We start from the raw sequence: 13,615 nt of genomic DNA on the forward strand, positions 1-13,615 counted from the left end.
CGATGGCGGCGGCAGCGCCGGCACCGTCGAGGCGGTCCATGTTGGCTTCGGTGGCGTGGCCGGCGTTGGCGCCTTTGGCGGTTACTTCGCCTTGCTCTTCTTTGTCGAATTCGTCCCAGCTCAGCATGACGTGTCGTCTCCTGCGTGAGGGCCAAAGGTGCCCGTGTGAAACCGGATGGTTGGGTGTTCACACGGCCCAGAGGCCGCGGTGGATCTTAAGGAATCGTTTCTTGCAACAGCTGACGCCAGGCATTAAACGGAAATTGTCTCGGGTGCTCTGCTTGAGGTTTGAGGTGCGCAGCGACGGTTGCTTGCTCCGGCGGGGCCTCAGGTCTGGCTCTTCGTCCCATGTAAAGGGATATTGCAGGTCCGATTTACTCGCGCATTATAGGGAAAAAATTGCTTTTGTGTTGCGGCAGATGGCCTCAGTGGCCGGCCAAAATGGCGGCATTTCAGGTCGGAGTGCTGGTTTTCAAGGGCTTGCGGCGTGAGGATTTTTTTGGTGGGTCGTGGGGGAGCTTACAGGCGGTCACTTCATCGCCCTGTGGCTGGCATATGTAAGGGTGCCTCCGTTAGGCACGCTGTGCCCTACGATCGTCCCCAAGTCAGCAGTACTTAACAGATCTGTCCTACATTCAGTCCCGTCCCGCTTGCAATAACGTCAGCCTCCCGGTTTCAACGCCGAATGTAGTTATGTAGCAAGCCAGGAGGGCGCGATGGCAAATAACAAGGACATACCCCAGGTCTGGCGGTCTTACGGGACCGGAACCGGTGGCTACCGGCGTCTCGAGCATATGAACGAGCGCGAACTGGCTGATCGTGACGCCCGGCAAAAAGCTTACGACGCCATGCTCGTCCGCCAGGAGGCTTACGAGGCCCGTGTCAGGGTTGAGCCCCAACCAGCATTACCGCCCTTTGTGGGCTGTGTATTCGCCAAATCCTGCAATCTGCCGCACGCGCACATCAATCACAACAACCCTTGCGGCTATATCCCTACGGAGCTGCTGGCGGATTACGGCGCCTTTGCGTTACTCGGTGGCCGCGAGCGGGATGACACTGGCTTATTACAATTGCGGCAGCTCGGGGGTACAAAGCCGCCTGCCGGGATATCGAGCACGTGATGGTAGTCATCTAGGTGCTTTCGCCCCGTTTACTGGCGAGCAGATAGGCTCGGCTAAAGATGAACGAAGCATCAGCAAATATCTGTGAGATAGAAATGGGTCTGAAAATAATACTTGAGTGGTATGACGTGGATACGGAGCTCTGCGAGGGAGAGGAGTCCTCGACGGATCTCGGGGAGGATAGCTCTGTGATGGATGCCATTGGCATAGCTAGCGCTGATAACGTCAACAACGGTGGCTTTGATGTTAAAAGCGACTGGATACCGACCCTGCAGCCATTTTTTGTTCACCCGATCAATCCAGTTGTCTACATCTATCAGGTGGCTTTTGAATATCGGGACGTAGAGTAGCCTCGGGGCTGGGTTTCTTTGCCGCAAGAACGATTTCTTGCGGCGAATACTGTCTGGGATAACTACCCACTAACGAGTTGATTAACCGTTAGAGCAACCATTGCCCATGACTTTGTAATTAAGAATATGACGCTGACCTTGATGGTCTTCATATTCCATACGCGCCGGTACAACTTCGCAAACATTCGGAATTGAGCTCATGGACACGACTTTGGCGATGTCCAGGTTGGAGGAGTAGCTGTACTCCTCGGTAATGGCGGTGTTCTGGCTGGCTACGTCAGTCGGGGTCTCGTCGGCCAGGGCGGCGGTAGCGCACAAGCTCGTAAGGGCCATAACTAATAAAGCTTTCATTTCTATTTTTACCTTTTGCGGTCGAAGGGGGTCACGGGGCCCTTGTGAGGCCACGTGTGTAACTTGATTGGAGAGTTCGGATTAACGTGCCTTCGTGGGGGCTGCAACTTGGTTAATCACGGTGCCTTTGTTGGCGAGGCTGATTTTAGGCGTCCTCGTTATATTCATATACCCGTGCTTTTGATAAAGACTGTTGGCGGTTTTTGTAACAATCCCGACTTGAAGGTTTTTTTGAAGCAGTGAAAAGCGACGTAGGCCGTGGGCCAGAGGGCTGTGGGCGTAAAGCAGGGTAATTTGTAGGGGCTTGTTACTACCATCGTCGAATGGTTCTATAGGCCCACCCCGGCTACAACAGGGGCATACAACAACAACTATTGTCACCGAGGTAAGAAAGATGAGTGCGGCTTCTCTGTACCCCGTTCGCCCCGAAGTAGCAGCAAACACGCTAACCGATGAGGCGACCTACAAGGCCATGTACCAGCAGTCGGTGGTCAACCCCGACGGTTTCTGGCGCGAGCAGGCTCAGCGTCTTGACTGGATCAAGCCTTTCACCACGGTGAAGCAGACTTCGTTCGACGATCACCATGTCGACATCAAGTGGTTTGCCGATGGCACCCTCAACGTTTCCTACAATTGCCTGGACCGTCACCTTGCCGAGCGTGGCGATAAGGCAGCAATCATCTGGGAGGGCGACGACCCTGCCGAGAGCCGCACCATCACCTATCGCGAGCTGCACGAAGAAGTCTGCAAGTTCGCCAACGCCCTGCGCGGCCAGGATGTGCACCGCGGCGACGTGGTGACTATCTATATGCCGATGATTCCCGAAGCTGTGGTCGCCATGCTGGCCTGTACCCGGATCGGTGCGATTCACTCGGTGGTGTTCGGCGGTTTCTCGCCAGAAGCTCTGGCCGGCCGGATTATCGACTGTCGTTCCAAGGTGGTGATCACCGCCGACGAAGGTATTCGTGCCGGTAAGAAGATTCCGCTCAAGGCCAACGTCGACGACGCCCTGACCAACCCGGAAACCAGCAGCATCCAGAAAGTCATCGTGTGCAAGCGCACCGGTGGCGACATCAAGTGGAACCAACATCGCGACATCTGGTACGAAGACCTGATGAAAGTGGCGGGCACCGTGTGCGCGCCGAAAGAGATGGGTGCTGAAGAAGCGCTGTTCATCCTTTATACCTCCGGCTCCACCGGCAAGCCCAAGGGCGTGCAGCACACCACTGGCGGCTATCTGTTGTATGCGGCGCTGACCCACGAGCGCGTGTTTGACTATCGTCCTGGCGAAATCTACTGGTGCACCGCCGACGTCGGCTGGGTCACTGGCCACACCTATATTGTCTACGGCCCGCTGGCCAATGGCGCGACTACGCTGCTGTTCGAAGGCGTGCCGAACTACCCGGACATCACTCGGGTGGCGAAGATTATCGACAAGCACAAGGTCAATATCCTCTACACCGCACCGACCGCGATCCGCGCGATGATGGCCTCCGGCACCGCCGCGTGCGAAGGCGCCGATGGCAGCAGCTTGCGTCTGCTGGGCTCGGTAGGCGAGCCGATCAACCCTGAAGCGTGGGCCTGGTACTACAAGAACGTCGGCCAATCCCGTTGCCCGATCGTCGACACCTGGTGGCAGACCGAGACCGGCGCAACCTTGATGAGCCCGCTGCCGGGAGCTCACGCCCTCAAGCCAGGTTCTGCGGCACGGCCGTTCTTCGGTGTCGTGCCGGCTCTGGTGGACAACCTGGGCAATATCATCGAAGGCGCAGGCGAAGGGAATCTGGTGATTCTCGATTCGTGGCCGGGCCAGGCACGGACGCTTTACGGCGACCATGACCGTTTCGTCGACACTTACTTCAAGACCTTTCGTGGCATGTATTTCACCGGCGACGGAGCGCGTCGCGATGAAGACGGCTATTGGTGGATCACCGGCAGGGTGGATGACGTGCTTAACGTTTCCGGCCACCGCATGGGCACCGCCGAGATCGAAAGTGCCATGGTTGCCCACCCCAAAGTCGCGGAAGCGGCGGTGGTTGGCGTGCCGCACGACATCAAGGGGCAGGGCATTTATGTCTATGTGACTCTTAATGCTGGCGAAGAAACCAGTGAAGCGCTGCGCCTGGAATTGAAAAACTGGGTGCGCAAGGAGATCGGGCCAATTGCTTCGCCGGATGTAATCCAGTGGGCGCCGGGCTTGCCGAAGACTCGCTCGGGGAAAATCATGCGCCGCATCCTGCGCAAGATTGCCACGGCCGAATACGACGGCTTGGGGGATATCTCCACCCTGGCCGATCCGGGCGTGGTGCAGCATCTGATTGAAACCCACAAGACCATGAACGCCGCGTAAGGCTGGTTGTGTGAATGAAGCCCCATTCGGTGTGAGCCGGATGGGGCTTTTTTTGTTGCGCTCAGCATGGGCGCACTCTTGTGGGTGAGCGTCTCGCCGTAAGGCTGCCCCTATGCCGATGGGGCGAGAGGTTTAGCTCATCATCCCTTTGACCAGGCGTTCCTGTTCGATCAGCTCACGCTGGCGAGCATCGATGCGTGATGACAGTGGGAAGTTGCTGCCGGCGCGGCGCTTGGCGAAGTCCAGTTGCTGAATTGCCTGCTGGAAGTCGCCCACCAGTGCGAAGTACTCGGCACGTGCCTGGTGCAGGCCAATGATGTTGCCCGACAAGCCGCGAGTTTCCGCGACCATGTACCAGACGTCCGGATCATCCGGGCGGGTCTTGAGCAATCCCTCCAGGGCTTTCTCGGCATCGGCGGTGCGATTCTGCTTGAGCAGCAGATCCACGCGCACCTGGTTCAGCGGATAGTTGCCGGGGTATTGCGCCAGCATCCGGTCTGTACGCTGCTGGGCGTCCGGTATGCGGTTGTTGGTGATGTCTAGCTCAATCTGCGCCAGGTTATAGGTGATGTCGTTGGGCGCCTTGGCCAGCAGTAGCTTGAGGTTTTCTCGCGCCTCGTTGAGCTGGGTGCCTTTGATCTGGGCGATGGCCAGGCCATAGCGTGCTACATCGCTTTTCGGATTTTCGTCCAGTTGGGCACGGAAGCGCTTGGCGGCCAGTCCCGGAGTGTCTTCGTAATACAACTGCACACGGGCGCGAATCAGTTGATAGCGCAGGCTGTCTTCCTTGCCGCCGGCCTTGGACTGTTCGGCGCGGTTGCGGGTGTCGGCGATCCGCGATTCGGTCACCGGGTGAGTCAACAGGAACTCGGGTGGCTTGGCATCGAAACGATACTGGCGCATCAAGCGTTCGAACATGGTCGGCATGGAGCGCGGGTCGTAACCGGCTTTCTCCAGGTTGAGAATGCCGATGCGGTCAGCCTCTTGTTCGTTTTGCCGGGAAAAGCGTCGCTGTTCCTGGATGGCTGCGGCCTGGCTGCCGGCAATCGCGGCAATGCCAACATCACCTGCCCCGGCTGCAGCCGCGATGATCCCGCCGAGCAGGGCGGCCATCATCGGAATCTGCATCCGTTGTTGGGCTTCGACGCCACGGGCGAAGTGGCGTTGGGACAAGTGAGCCAGTTCGTGGGCCAGTACCGAAGCATATTCACCTTCGGTCTGGGCGTTGAGGAACAACCCACCGTTGACCCCGATGATGCCACCGGGCGCGGCGAAGGCGTTCAATTGCGGGCTGTTGATCAGAATGAATTCCAGGCGCCGGTCATTGACCTGGCTGGTCTCCACCAGTTTGTAAACGCTGGTTTCGACGTAATCCTTGAGCTGGGGGTCGTTGAGTGCCGAGACCTGGCCGCGCAGGTAAGCCAACCACGCCCGGCCCAGTTGATATTCCTGCTGAGGCGAGACAATGGCAGAACTGGCGTCGCCAAGTGACGGCAGGTCGTCAGCGAAGCCTGGAGAGGCAAGCAGGCAAGCCAGCGTCAGCAGGGTAGGGCGCAAAAAAGTCATGCACAAAGCCTTTCGACAAAGACCTTACTGTAGCCGGACACTGAGCTTGGGACCAGATATTCTAAGCGCCCCCGATGCCCGCCAGGAGCTAAACCATGACCGACTCTGTCGCCTTTGATGCCGAGCTCGATGCCAGCGGCCTCAACTGCCCGTTGCCATTGCTCAAGGCCAAGATGGAGCTCAATCGGCTGGCCAGTGGCGCGGTACTTAAAGTGATTGCCACGGACGCGGGCTCCCTGCGAGATTTCCGGACTTTCGCCAAGTTGGCTGGTCACACATTGTTGCGCGAAGAAGAAGACGCTGGCGTCTATCGTTACTGGTTGCGCAAGGCCTGAAGCCTGCCCCCATTGCCCGAGGTTGATTGATGTTCAAAGTGTTACGCGACTGGATTCAGCGCTACTTCTCCGACGAAGAAGCGGTGATATTGGCAGTCCTGCTGTTTCTGGCCTTTACGGCCGTACTCACCTTGGGTGGCATGCTGGCGCCGGTATTGGCGGGGATGGTCCTGGCTTACCTGATGCAAGGCCTGGTAACAACCCTGGAGCGTATGCGCTTGCCGGGCGGCGTGGCAGTGGGGCTGGTGTTTGCCTTGTTCATGGGCCTGTTGCTGGTGTTTATCGTGGTGGTGCTGCCGTTGTTGTGGCATCAGTTGATCACGTTATTCAATGAACTGCCGGGCATGCTTGCCAAGTGGCAGTCGCTGTTGCTGCTGTTGCCCGAGCGCTATCCGCACCTGGTGTCGGACGAGCAAGTGCTGCAGGCCATCGAAGCCGCTCGGGGTGAGATCGGAAAGTTCGGGCAATGGGCGCTGACCTTTTCCCTGTCCAGCCTGCCATTGCTGGTCAACATCATGATCTACCTGGTGTTGGTGCCGATCCTGGTTTTTTTCTTCCTCAAGGACCGGGAAATGATCGGACGCTGGGCGCGCGGCTATCTGCCGCGCGAACGAGCGCTGATTACTCGGGTGGCCCAGGAAATGAACCGACAGATCGCCAACTACATTCGTGGCAAGGTCATCGAGATTTTCATTTGCGGTGGGGTGACCTACATCGCGTTCGTGACGCTGGGGTTGAACTACGCCGCGTTGCTGGCGCTGCTGGTAGGCGTGTCAGTGGTGGTGCCCTACGTCGGCGCCGTGGTGGTCACCGTGCCGGTGATGTTGATCGCACTGTTCCAGTGGGGCTGGAGCGATCAGTTCATCTACCTGATGGCGGTCTACGGCATCATCCAGACCCTGGACGGCAACGTGCTGGTGCCGCTGCTGTTCTCCGAGGCGGTGAACCTGCATCCGGTGGCGATCATCTGTGCGGTGTTGTTGTTTGGCGGGTTGTGGGGCTTCTGGGGGGTGTTTTTTGCGATTCCCCTGGCGACGCTGTTCAAGGCGGTGCTGGATGCGTGGCCGCGGCAGGAGCCGGTTGTTGCACCGCTACTGTAGGAGCGAGCTTGCTCGCGATGGGCGTGAACGATAACGCGCCCATTCTGAATGAGCGCGGTGTTTGCGAGTCCTTCGCGAGCAAGCTCGCTCCTACAGTTCAGGTATGAATCAAGCCTTATTCAAAGCCTGGGCCGCTGCCAAAACAGCATCCACATGCCCCGGCACTTTCACACCACGCCATTCCTGACGCAGCACACCATCCTTGTCGATCAGAAAGGTGCTGCGATCAACACCCAGGTATTCCTTGCCATACAGCTTCTTCAGCTTGATCACATCAAACAGCTGGCACACCGCTTCATCCTTGTCGCTGATCAGCTCGAAGGGGAATTGCTGCTTGGCCTTGAAATTTTCATGGGACTTCACGCTGTCCCGGGACACGCCAAACACCTCGGTGTTGGCCGCCTGGAACGCTGCGTACTGGTCACGAAAACCCTGGCCTTCGGTGGTGCAGCCGGGGGTGCTGTCTTTTGGGTAGAAGTAGATCACCGCTTGTTTGCCCTTGAGCCCGGCGAGGCTGAAGGTCTGCCCGCTGGTGGCCTGGGCTTCGAAATCGGCTACCGGTTTGTTGATGACTACCGCCATGAAAACTTCCTTACATTGGGTTCTGTGGGCGCCATGGCTCGATCAGTGCGTCGAGATTCAGGGCGTCGGCGAAATCCAGGAACTGGTCGCGCAGCCAACTGATCTGCACGCCGGCCGGCAAGGTCACGGTAAAGGTGGCGTTGAGCATGGTGCCGCCGGTCTGTGGGGCCTGATAGGTGTCGCAGGTCAGGTTTTCCAGGTCGACGTTATGGTCGATAAAGAACTGACACAGTTCGTTGACGATGTCCGAACGGTAGGCCGAACTGACATAGGCGACGTAGGGCAGGGCCTGTGGACGACTCTCCAGGGCGGCGCTGCGCACCATGTTAACGGTGAAGTCGTGCTTCTTGGCCAGGCCCGGCAAACCGGTCTCCAGGCGTGCAAGAGCATCCCAGGTCCCGGATATCTGCAGGACCAGCGCGCTGCACTCGCCATGGCGGGTCAGGCGGGAGGTTACGACGGCGCAGCGGTTTTCATGGCTGGCGCGGCACAGGACGTTAGTCAGCTCCATGGGGTTGGCGCCAAGGGCACTGATGACAAGGAATTGTTCGCGGACTGTGGGGGTGGACATGCAGCCTTCCTAAAGCGATGAGCGGTCGATACGTCGATAGGCGTCTCGATCAAAGGATGAAGGGTAGCGAAAACCGTCGCCGAGGGCTAGGAGGTGGCGTTTTCATTACGTAATCACCCTCATCAAACCCTGCTTTCTCCCAATGATGGCGTCGACGAGCGCTAAGTTGATCCAGAACGCACACTCAGACGGTACTTCGCTTGTACAAGCATCTTGGCGCCAGTACCATTACGGCTCTCTTTTTCCGGCAGGAGCGGTTGCATGATTGCGGGCAGTATGGTGGCACTGGTCACACCCATGGATGCACAAGGTAATCTCGACTGGGACAGCCTGAGCAAACTAGTGGACTTTCACCTGCAAGAGGGCACCAACGCCATTGTGGCGGTCGGCACCACTGGTGAGTCCGCGACGCTCAGCGTGGAAGAGCATATCGAGGTGATCAAGTTTGTCGTCAAACAGGTTGCCGGGCGCATTCCGGTGATCGCCGGTACTGGCGCCAACTCGACCCGCGAAGCGATCGAACTGACCACCAACGCCAAGAAAGCCGGCGCCGATGCCTGCCTGCTGGTGACGCCGTACTACAACAAGCCGACCCAGGAAGGCCTGTACCAGCACTTTCGCACCATCGCCGAAGCCGTCGACATCCCGCAGATCCTCTATAATGTCCCAGGCCGTACTGCTTGCGACATGCAGGCTGCGACCGTGATTCGTCTGTCTACCGTGCCGAACATCATTGGCATCAAGGAAGCCACCGGTGACCTGCAACGCGCCAAGGACATCCTGGCTGGCGTGAGCAGCGATTTCCTGCTGTATTCCGGTGACGACGCGACTGCTGTCGAGCTGATTCTGCTGGGTGGCAAGGGCAACATTTCGGTAACGGCCAACGTTGCTCCCCGTCTCATGAGCGAGCTGTGTGCCGCTGCCATCGCTGGCGATGCCGTCAAGGCCCGTGCGATCCATGAGCAACTGGCGCCGCTCAACAAAACCCTGTTTATCGAATCCAACCCTATTCCCGTGAAATGGGCGCTGCATGAGATGGGTATGATGCCGGACGGTATCCGTCTGCCGCTCACCTGGCTCAGTGAAGCCTGTCACGAACCGCTGCGACAGGCCCTGCGCCAGTCCGGCGTCCTGGTTTAATTGAGGAAGCACTACGCATGAAGCGATTGGCCGGACTTTCCGCACTTGCCTTGATTATCTCCAGCACCAGTGGCTGCGGTTGGATCTGGGGCCCGGAAGGCTACTTCCGTGACCGCGGCAGCGATTACCTGGAAGCACAACAAAGCGCACCGATGCAATTGCCGCCGGACGTTAACGTCGCCAAGCGTCTTGACCCGTTGCTGCCGATTCCGCGCAACGTGGCCGACGACACCGTCAAGGGCGAGTACGAAGTGCCACGCCCACTGCCGATCTCGGCCGTGGCCGATGCTAGCGACTACAGCCTGCAGAAGAGCGGTGATTCCCGTTGGATCATGGCTCAGCGCCCACCTGCCGAAGTCTGGCCGGTAGCCTTGCAGTTCTTCCAGGACAACGGTTTGCGTATCGATGAGCAGCGCCCGCAGACCGGTGAGTTCACCACCGCGTGGCAGCAGCCTAATGAATTATCGGCCAACATGGCCAAGCGCCTGCAAGCCGGTGGCATCGCGGCTGACGGCGAAAGCCGCATTCGTGTGCGCATCGAACCTGGCGTGCAACGCAATACCAGTGAAGTCTACGTAGTCAGCGCCGAGCGTCCTGCCGGCAGCACCGCCAACGTCGACTTCACCAATCGCTCGGTCAACACCGGTGTCGATTCCGCGCTGGTCGACGAGATGCTCGCCAGCATGAGCCGCATTTCCGAGAAGGGCGGTTCCGTCTCCCTTCTGGCCGCTCGCGATTACGACACGCCTAACCGCGTCAGCCTCAACGAAGACGGCAGCGGCAACGTCGTGCTCAACCTGGGTGAAGACCTGGACCGTGCCTGGTCGAGTGTCGGCCGTGCGCTGGAGCAAGGCGAATGGCGCGTTGAAGACATCAACCGCAGCCTGGGCCTGTACTACATCAACTTGGCCGAAAAAGCCGAGAAGAAAGACGAAGAGCCAGGTTTCTTCGGCAAATTGTTCGGCAGCAAGCCAAGCAAGGAAGAAGTCGAAACCCGCGCCGAGCGTTATCAGGTTCGCCTGAGCAAGGTAGGCGACAACGTGCAAGTCACCGTCGAGAAAAACATCAACACTGTGGCGCCGGCAGAAGTGGCGCGCAAAGTGTTGGGCGTGATTCAGGACAACCTGGGCTGATATCCGATGCGGTTTGCCGTTCTCGGCAGCGGTAGCCAAGGGAACGGCACGCTAGTAGCCCACGACGACACGTACGTCCTGGTGGATTGTGGTTTCTCCCTGCGGGAAACCGAGCGGCGCCTGCTGCGCCTGGGGGTTCACCCCTCGCAGCTGAGCGCGATTCTGGTGACCCACGAACATGCCGACCACGTGCATGGCGTGGGTTTGCTGTCTCGGCGCTACAATCTTCCGGTGTACCTGAGTCGCGGTACCTTGCGCGGGATGCGCAAACCCATAGAGCCCGCAGGTTTGTTGGCCGGTGGCGAGCAACTGCAGATTGGTGCCTTGAGCATTGACGTCATTGCCGTGGCTCACGATGCCCAGGAACCGACGCAGTACGTATTCAGTGGCGGTGAGCGACGCTTCGGTCTGCTCACCGACCTGGGTTCCTACTGCGCCAAGGTGCTGGACGGTTATCGGGACCTCGATGCATTGATGATCGAGTCCAACCACTGCCGTGACATGCTTGCCCGTGGTCACTACCCGTACTTTCTCAAGCAGCGGGTTGGTGGGGAGCTGGGACATTTGAACAACCATCAGGCGGCGTACCTGGTGTATGAGTTGGGCTGGCAAGACCTGCAACACCTGGTCCTGGCCCACCTGAGCAGCAAGAACAACCTGCCGCAGTTGGCCCGGCAATGTTTTGTCGACACCCTCGGGTGCGACCCGGACTGGCTGCAACTGGCCGATCAAGATTCAGGGCTCGACTGGCGACATATCGCCTAGCCCACCTACTTAGCAAGCGGAGCCCATCATGGAAAAACGTGAAGAACTCTACCGCGGCAAAGCCAAATCGGTTTACAAGACCGACGACGCCAACCGCTTGATCCTGCTGTTTCGCAACGACACCTCGGCGTTCGACGGTAAGCGTATCGAACAGCTCGACCGCAAAGGCATGGTGAACAACAAGTTCAACGCCTTCATCATGCAGAAACTCGAAGAAGCCGGCGTGCCGACTCAATTCGACAAACTGCTGGGCGACAACGAATGCCTGGTGAAAAAGCTCGACATGATCCCGGTCGAGTGCGTCGTGCGTAACTACGCCGCCGGCAGCCTGGTCAAGCGCCTGGGCGTGGAAGAGGGCCTCAAGCTCAACCCCTACACCTTCGAACTGTTCCTCAAGGACGACGCCAAGGGCGACCCGTTCATCAACGAATCCCACGTCGTGGCGTTCGGTTGGGGCACCGCTGAACAGCTCGTGCGCATGAAAGAACTGTCCCTCAAGGTCAACGACGTCCTGAGCAAACTGTTCGACGATGCTGGCCTGTTGCTGGTCGACTTCAAACTCGAATTCGGCGTGTTCCACGACGGCTCCATCGTCCTGGGCGACGAATTCAGCCCGGACGGCTGCCGCCTGTGGGACAAGGAGACTCGCAAGAAGATGGACAAGGACCGCTTCCGCCAGGGTCTCGGTGACGTCATCGAAGCCTACGAAGAAGTCGCCAACCGTCTCGGCGTACCGCTGTAATCGACGCAAGCATCTGATAGCACGGAAAAAAATCCACCAGGAGCTTTGCTTCCCGGTAACAGGCTGTTATGATGCGCGCCGTTGGAGAGATGCCAGAGTGGCCGAATGGGACGGATTCGAAATCCGTTGTACCTTCACCGGTACCTAGGGTTCGAATCCCTATCTCTCCGCCATTATTGAACAAGACTAAGCCCCTGTAATCGTTAGAGATTACAGGGGCTTTTTCGTTTCTGACGTATTTGTTAGGGCAAGTTTAGGGCATTTTTTCAGCTTTAAGGGCCGCCGTAGACCGCTACAGACCCTTCCTGCAAAGCAGCGACCAAGCATTATGGGGTGGGCAGCATGGCTGTGGAGGGAGTCGTTGCTAAGGCGAGGTGGATAGTTGCGAGCCTTCTCAGCATGCTAGGTGGTGTTTGAATGGCTAGTGTTGCTGCATGTCCAGACGCTTCGCGGGGCTGGTTCCTCCTCAACTGCAAGGCGCTTTGAGCGCGGTATGTTGCTGTCATGCAGATCAAAATCAGGTCTGAAAATGCATTAGGAAATTCCTGCAAGCCTGATGCTTTCTGGATACTGCAATCACTGCGCAATATTGTATCGCCAGTATGCGCCAAAAGTTGCACACTGAAATGTGGATAACCCTGTGAACAAATCTCTACAGGGCACGCACTTAAATACTCACAGGCAAGTGCGCAAGAAGTTGCGCAGCATTGCGCAACTTCTTGCGCACTTTTATTGATAGCTCCTATGCAAGTAATTAGTTAAATCTACGACTTTCCAGTCATGATACTGATAGATAAGGACTTTAATTTTGTTGGCATACATCTTGTAGGTAGTTATGGAGCCTGCAATGCAAATATTGCCTGTGGGTTCCTATATTTTTAGCAAGGAGAGCATCCATGGCTACGCCAGCGTATATGTCCATCACGGGTACCAAACAAGGTCTGATCACCGCCGGTGCTTTCACCGCTGACTCGGTCGGCAACACCTACCAGGAAGGTCATGAAGACCAGGTCATGGTTCAGGGCTTCAGCCACGAAGTGATCATTCCTCGCGATCCGCAATCGGGCCAACCGACCGGTCAACGCATTCACAAGCCTGTCAAAATCACCAAGGTGTTCGACAAGTCCTCGCCGCTGCTGCTGGCTGCACTGACTTCCGGCGAGCGTCTGACTGAGATTACCATCCAGTGGTACCGCACCTCGGCAGCGGGTACTCAAGAGCACTACTACACCACCAAACTCGAAGACGCGATCATCGTCGACATCAAGGATTACATGCATAACTGCCAGGATCCGGCGAACTCACACTTCACTCACCTGGAAGACGTGGAATTCACCTACCGCAAAATCACCTGGACCCACGAAGTTTGCGGTACTTCTGGCTCTGATGACTGGCGCACCCCCGTCGCTGGCTAAGGCTGGCTGACCGTTTCACCGCATCGACCCGCTCTGCTGGTCGATGTAGTTTGTTTAACACCAGATTTTTTATCTTTGTTTGATTCCCACTTTG

The 13,615-nt window shown here is 57.8% G+C and carries 15 protein-coding genes, 1 tRNA gene and 1 pseudogene; 12 read left to right on the forward strand and 5 right to left on the reverse strand.

Features of this window, described 5'->3' with window-relative positions; all coding sequences use genetic code 11:
* A pseudogene (locus AAEZ06_RS22575) lies at nucleotides 1-127 on the reverse strand (ribonucleotide-diphosphate reductase subunit beta); the annotation flags it as partial.
* Nucleotides 128-716: 589 nt separating this feature from the next.
* Between AAEZ06_RS22575 and AAEZ06_RS22580 the strand changes: the two are divergent.
* The 3 genes from AAEZ06_RS22580 to AAEZ06_RS22590 are packed head-to-tail and all read left to right on the forward strand — an operon-like array spanning nucleotide 717 to nucleotide 1,471.
* Nucleotides 717-1,121, forward strand: coding sequence for a colicin E3 (locus AAEZ06_RS22580; RefSeq protein ID WP_350616427.1), 405 nt, complete (start codon nucleotides 717-719; stop codon nucleotides 1,119-1,121).
* Nucleotides 1,051-1,209 carry a colicin E3/pyocin S6 family cytotoxin gene (locus AAEZ06_RS22585; protein WP_149415350.1) on the forward strand — a complete coding sequence of 53 codons (159 nt, stop codon included), beginning with the start codon at nucleotides 1,051-1,053 and terminating at the stop codon, nucleotides 1,207-1,209. Before AAEZ06_RS22580 ends, AAEZ06_RS22585 begins: the two co-directional genes overlap by 71 nt.
* On the forward strand, nucleotides 1,181-1,471 hold the full coding sequence (locus AAEZ06_RS22590) for a colicin E3-like toxin immunity protein (RefSeq protein WP_306108741.1): 291 nt from the start codon (nucleotides 1,181-1,183) through the stop codon (nucleotides 1,469-1,471). The genes AAEZ06_RS22585 and AAEZ06_RS22590 overlap by 29 nt, the downstream gene beginning before the upstream one ends.
* Nucleotides 1,472-1,552: 81 nt before the next feature.
* Here AAEZ06_RS22590 and AAEZ06_RS22595 read toward each other — a convergent pair whose 3' ends face one another.
* Complete coding sequence (locus AAEZ06_RS22595; protein ID WP_149415349.1) at nucleotides 1,553-1,822, reverse strand: DUF2790 domain-containing protein; 270 nt, start codon at nucleotides 1,820-1,822, stop codon at nucleotides 1,553-1,555.
* A 394-nt stretch (nucleotides 1,823-2,216) separates the two neighbouring features.
* Here AAEZ06_RS22595 and acs point away from each other — a divergent pair, with 394 nt between their 5' ends.
* Nucleotides 2,217-4,172 (forward strand): acetate--CoA ligase, encoded by a 1,956-nt coding sequence (gene acs, locus AAEZ06_RS22600; protein ID WP_149415180.1) that lies wholly within the window; start codon nucleotides 2,217-2,219, stop codon nucleotides 4,170-4,172.
* A 132-nt stretch (nucleotides 4,173-4,304) separates the two neighbouring features.
* Here the strand turns inward: acs and AAEZ06_RS22605 are convergent, their stop codons facing one another.
* Nucleotides 4,305-5,738, reverse strand: coding sequence for a M48 family metalloprotease (locus AAEZ06_RS22605; protein WP_133101888.1), 1,434 nt, complete (start codon nucleotides 5,736-5,738; stop codon nucleotides 4,305-4,307).
* A gap of 95 nt (nucleotides 5,739-5,833) precedes the next feature.
* Here AAEZ06_RS22605 and AAEZ06_RS22610 point away from each other — a divergent pair, with 95 nt between their 5' ends.
* Both AAEZ06_RS22610 and AAEZ06_RS22615 read left to right on the forward strand, forming a co-directional pair.
* Nucleotides 5,834-6,073, forward strand: coding sequence for a sulfurtransferase TusA family protein (locus AAEZ06_RS22610; RefSeq protein WP_133101887.1), 240 nt, complete (start codon nucleotides 5,834-5,836; stop codon nucleotides 6,071-6,073).
* A gap of 29 nt (nucleotides 6,074-6,102) precedes the next feature.
* Nucleotides 6,103-7,173, forward strand: a complete 1,071-nt coding sequence (locus tag AAEZ06_RS22615; protein ID WP_149415178.1) for an AI-2E family transporter — start codon at nucleotides 6,103-6,105, stop codon at nucleotides 7,171-7,173.
* Nucleotides 7,174-7,281: 108 nt separating this feature from the next.
* On the opposite strand, the gene AAEZ06_RS22620 is transcribed toward AAEZ06_RS22615, so the two are convergent.
* Complete coding sequence (locus tag AAEZ06_RS22620) at nucleotides 7,282-7,755, reverse strand: peroxiredoxin (protein ID WP_350616327.1); 474 nt, start codon at nucleotides 7,753-7,755, stop codon at nucleotides 7,282-7,284.
* A 10-nt stretch (nucleotides 7,756-7,765) separates the two neighbouring features.
* Nucleotides 7,766-8,326, reverse strand: coding sequence for a glycine cleavage system transcriptional repressor (locus tag AAEZ06_RS22625; RefSeq protein ID WP_350616329.1), 561 nt, complete (start codon nucleotides 8,324-8,326; stop codon nucleotides 7,766-7,768).
* Nucleotides 8,327-8,587: 261 nt separating this feature from the next.
* Between AAEZ06_RS22625 and dapA the strand changes: the two genes are divergently transcribed.
* The 6 genes from dapA to AAEZ06_RS22655 all read left to right on the forward strand — a co-directional run bounded on the left by dapA (nucleotide 8,588) and on the right by AAEZ06_RS22655 (nucleotide 13,521).
* Nucleotides 8,588-9,466, forward strand: a complete 879-nt coding sequence (dapA, locus tag AAEZ06_RS22630; protein ID WP_350616331.1) for a 4-hydroxy-tetrahydrodipicolinate synthase — start codon at nucleotides 8,588-8,590, stop codon at nucleotides 9,464-9,466.
* A 17-nt stretch (nucleotides 9,467-9,483) separates the two neighbouring features.
* The gene (gene bamC / locus AAEZ06_RS22635; protein ID WP_350616333.1) at nucleotides 9,484-10,599 is read left to right on the forward strand and encodes an NlpB/DapX family lipoprotein; all 1,116 of its coding nucleotides are present in this window, start codon (nucleotides 9,484-9,486) and stop codon (nucleotides 10,597-10,599) included.
* Nucleotides 10,600-10,605: 6 nt separating this feature from the next.
* Entirely contained in the window at nucleotides 10,606-11,364 is a 759-nt protein-coding gene (locus AAEZ06_RS22640; protein ID WP_350616335.1) for an MBL fold metallo-hydrolase, read from the forward strand.
* A gap of 28 nt (nucleotides 11,365-11,392) precedes the next feature.
* A complete protein-coding gene (gene purC / locus AAEZ06_RS22645) occupies nucleotides 11,393-12,106 on the forward strand; it encodes a phosphoribosylaminoimidazolesuccinocarboxamide synthase (protein ID WP_133101880.1) in 714 nt (237 codons plus the stop codon).
* A gap of 83 nt (nucleotides 12,107-12,189) precedes the next feature.
* Nucleotides 12,190-12,279: transfer RNA gene (locus AAEZ06_RS22650), tRNA-Ser, on the forward strand.
* A gap of 723 nt (nucleotides 12,280-13,002) precedes the next feature.
* Nucleotides 13,003-13,521 (forward strand): Hcp family type VI secretion system effector, encoded by a 519-nt coding sequence (locus AAEZ06_RS22655; protein ID WP_350616338.1) that lies wholly within the window; start codon nucleotides 13,003-13,005, stop codon nucleotides 13,519-13,521.
* The last annotated feature ends 94 nt before the right edge of the window (nucleotides 13,522-13,615 follow it).

This window comes from Pseudomonas sp. HY7a-MNA-CIBAN-0227 (assembly GCF_040310325.1).
Classification (GTDB): domain Bacteria; phylum Pseudomonadota; class Gammaproteobacteria; order Pseudomonadales; family Pseudomonadaceae; genus Aquipseudomonas.

Excerpts from the sequence above, each read along its gene's own strand:
- AAEZ06_RS22580 (WP_350616427.1), top strand. The coding sequence starts at position 717 with ATGGCAAATAACAAGGACATACCCCAGGTCTGGCGGTCTTACGGGACC.
- AAEZ06_RS22585 (WP_149415350.1), top strand. The coding sequence starts at position 1,051 with ATGACACTGGCTTATTACAATTGCGGCAGCTCGGGGGTACAAAGCCGC.
- AAEZ06_RS22590 (WP_306108741.1), top strand. The coding sequence starts at position 1,181 with ATGAACGAAGCATCAGCAAATATCTGTGAGATAGAAATGGGTCTGAAA.
- AAEZ06_RS22595 (WP_149415349.1), bottom strand. The coding sequence starts at position 1,822 with ATGAAAGCTTTATTAGTTATGGCCCTTACGAGCTTGTGCGCTACCGCC.
- acs (WP_149415180.1), top strand. The coding sequence starts at position 2,217 with ATGAGTGCGGCTTCTCTGTACCCCGTTCGCCCCGAAGTAGCAGCAAAC.
- AAEZ06_RS22605 (WP_133101888.1), bottom strand. The coding sequence starts at position 5,738 with ATGACTTTTTTGCGCCCTACCCTGCTGACGCTGGCTTGCCTGCTTGCC.
- AAEZ06_RS22610 (WP_133101887.1), top strand. The coding sequence starts at position 5,834 with ATGACCGACTCTGTCGCCTTTGATGCCGAGCTCGATGCCAGCGGCCTC.
- AAEZ06_RS22615 (WP_149415178.1), top strand. The coding sequence starts at position 6,103 with ATGTTCAAAGTGTTACGCGACTGGATTCAGCGCTACTTCTCCGACGAA.
- AAEZ06_RS22620 (WP_350616327.1), bottom strand. The coding sequence starts at position 7,755 with ATGGCGGTAGTCATCAACAAACCGGTAGCCGATTTCGAAGCCCAGGCC.
- AAEZ06_RS22625 (WP_350616329.1), bottom strand. The coding sequence starts at position 8,326 with ATGTCCACCCCCACAGTCCGCGAACAATTCCTTGTCATCAGTGCCCTT.
- dapA (WP_350616331.1), top strand. The coding sequence starts at position 8,588 with ATGATTGCGGGCAGTATGGTGGCACTGGTCACACCCATGGATGCACAA.
- bamC (WP_350616333.1), top strand. The coding sequence starts at position 9,484 with ATGAAGCGATTGGCCGGACTTTCCGCACTTGCCTTGATTATCTCCAGC.
- AAEZ06_RS22640 (WP_350616335.1), top strand. The coding sequence starts at position 10,606 with ATGCGGTTTGCCGTTCTCGGCAGCGGTAGCCAAGGGAACGGCACGCTA.
- purC (WP_133101880.1), top strand. The coding sequence starts at position 11,393 with ATGGAAAAACGTGAAGAACTCTACCGCGGCAAAGCCAAATCGGTTTAC.
- AAEZ06_RS22655 (WP_350616338.1), top strand. The coding sequence starts at position 13,003 with ATGGCTACGCCAGCGTATATGTCCATCACGGGTACCAAACAAGGTCTG.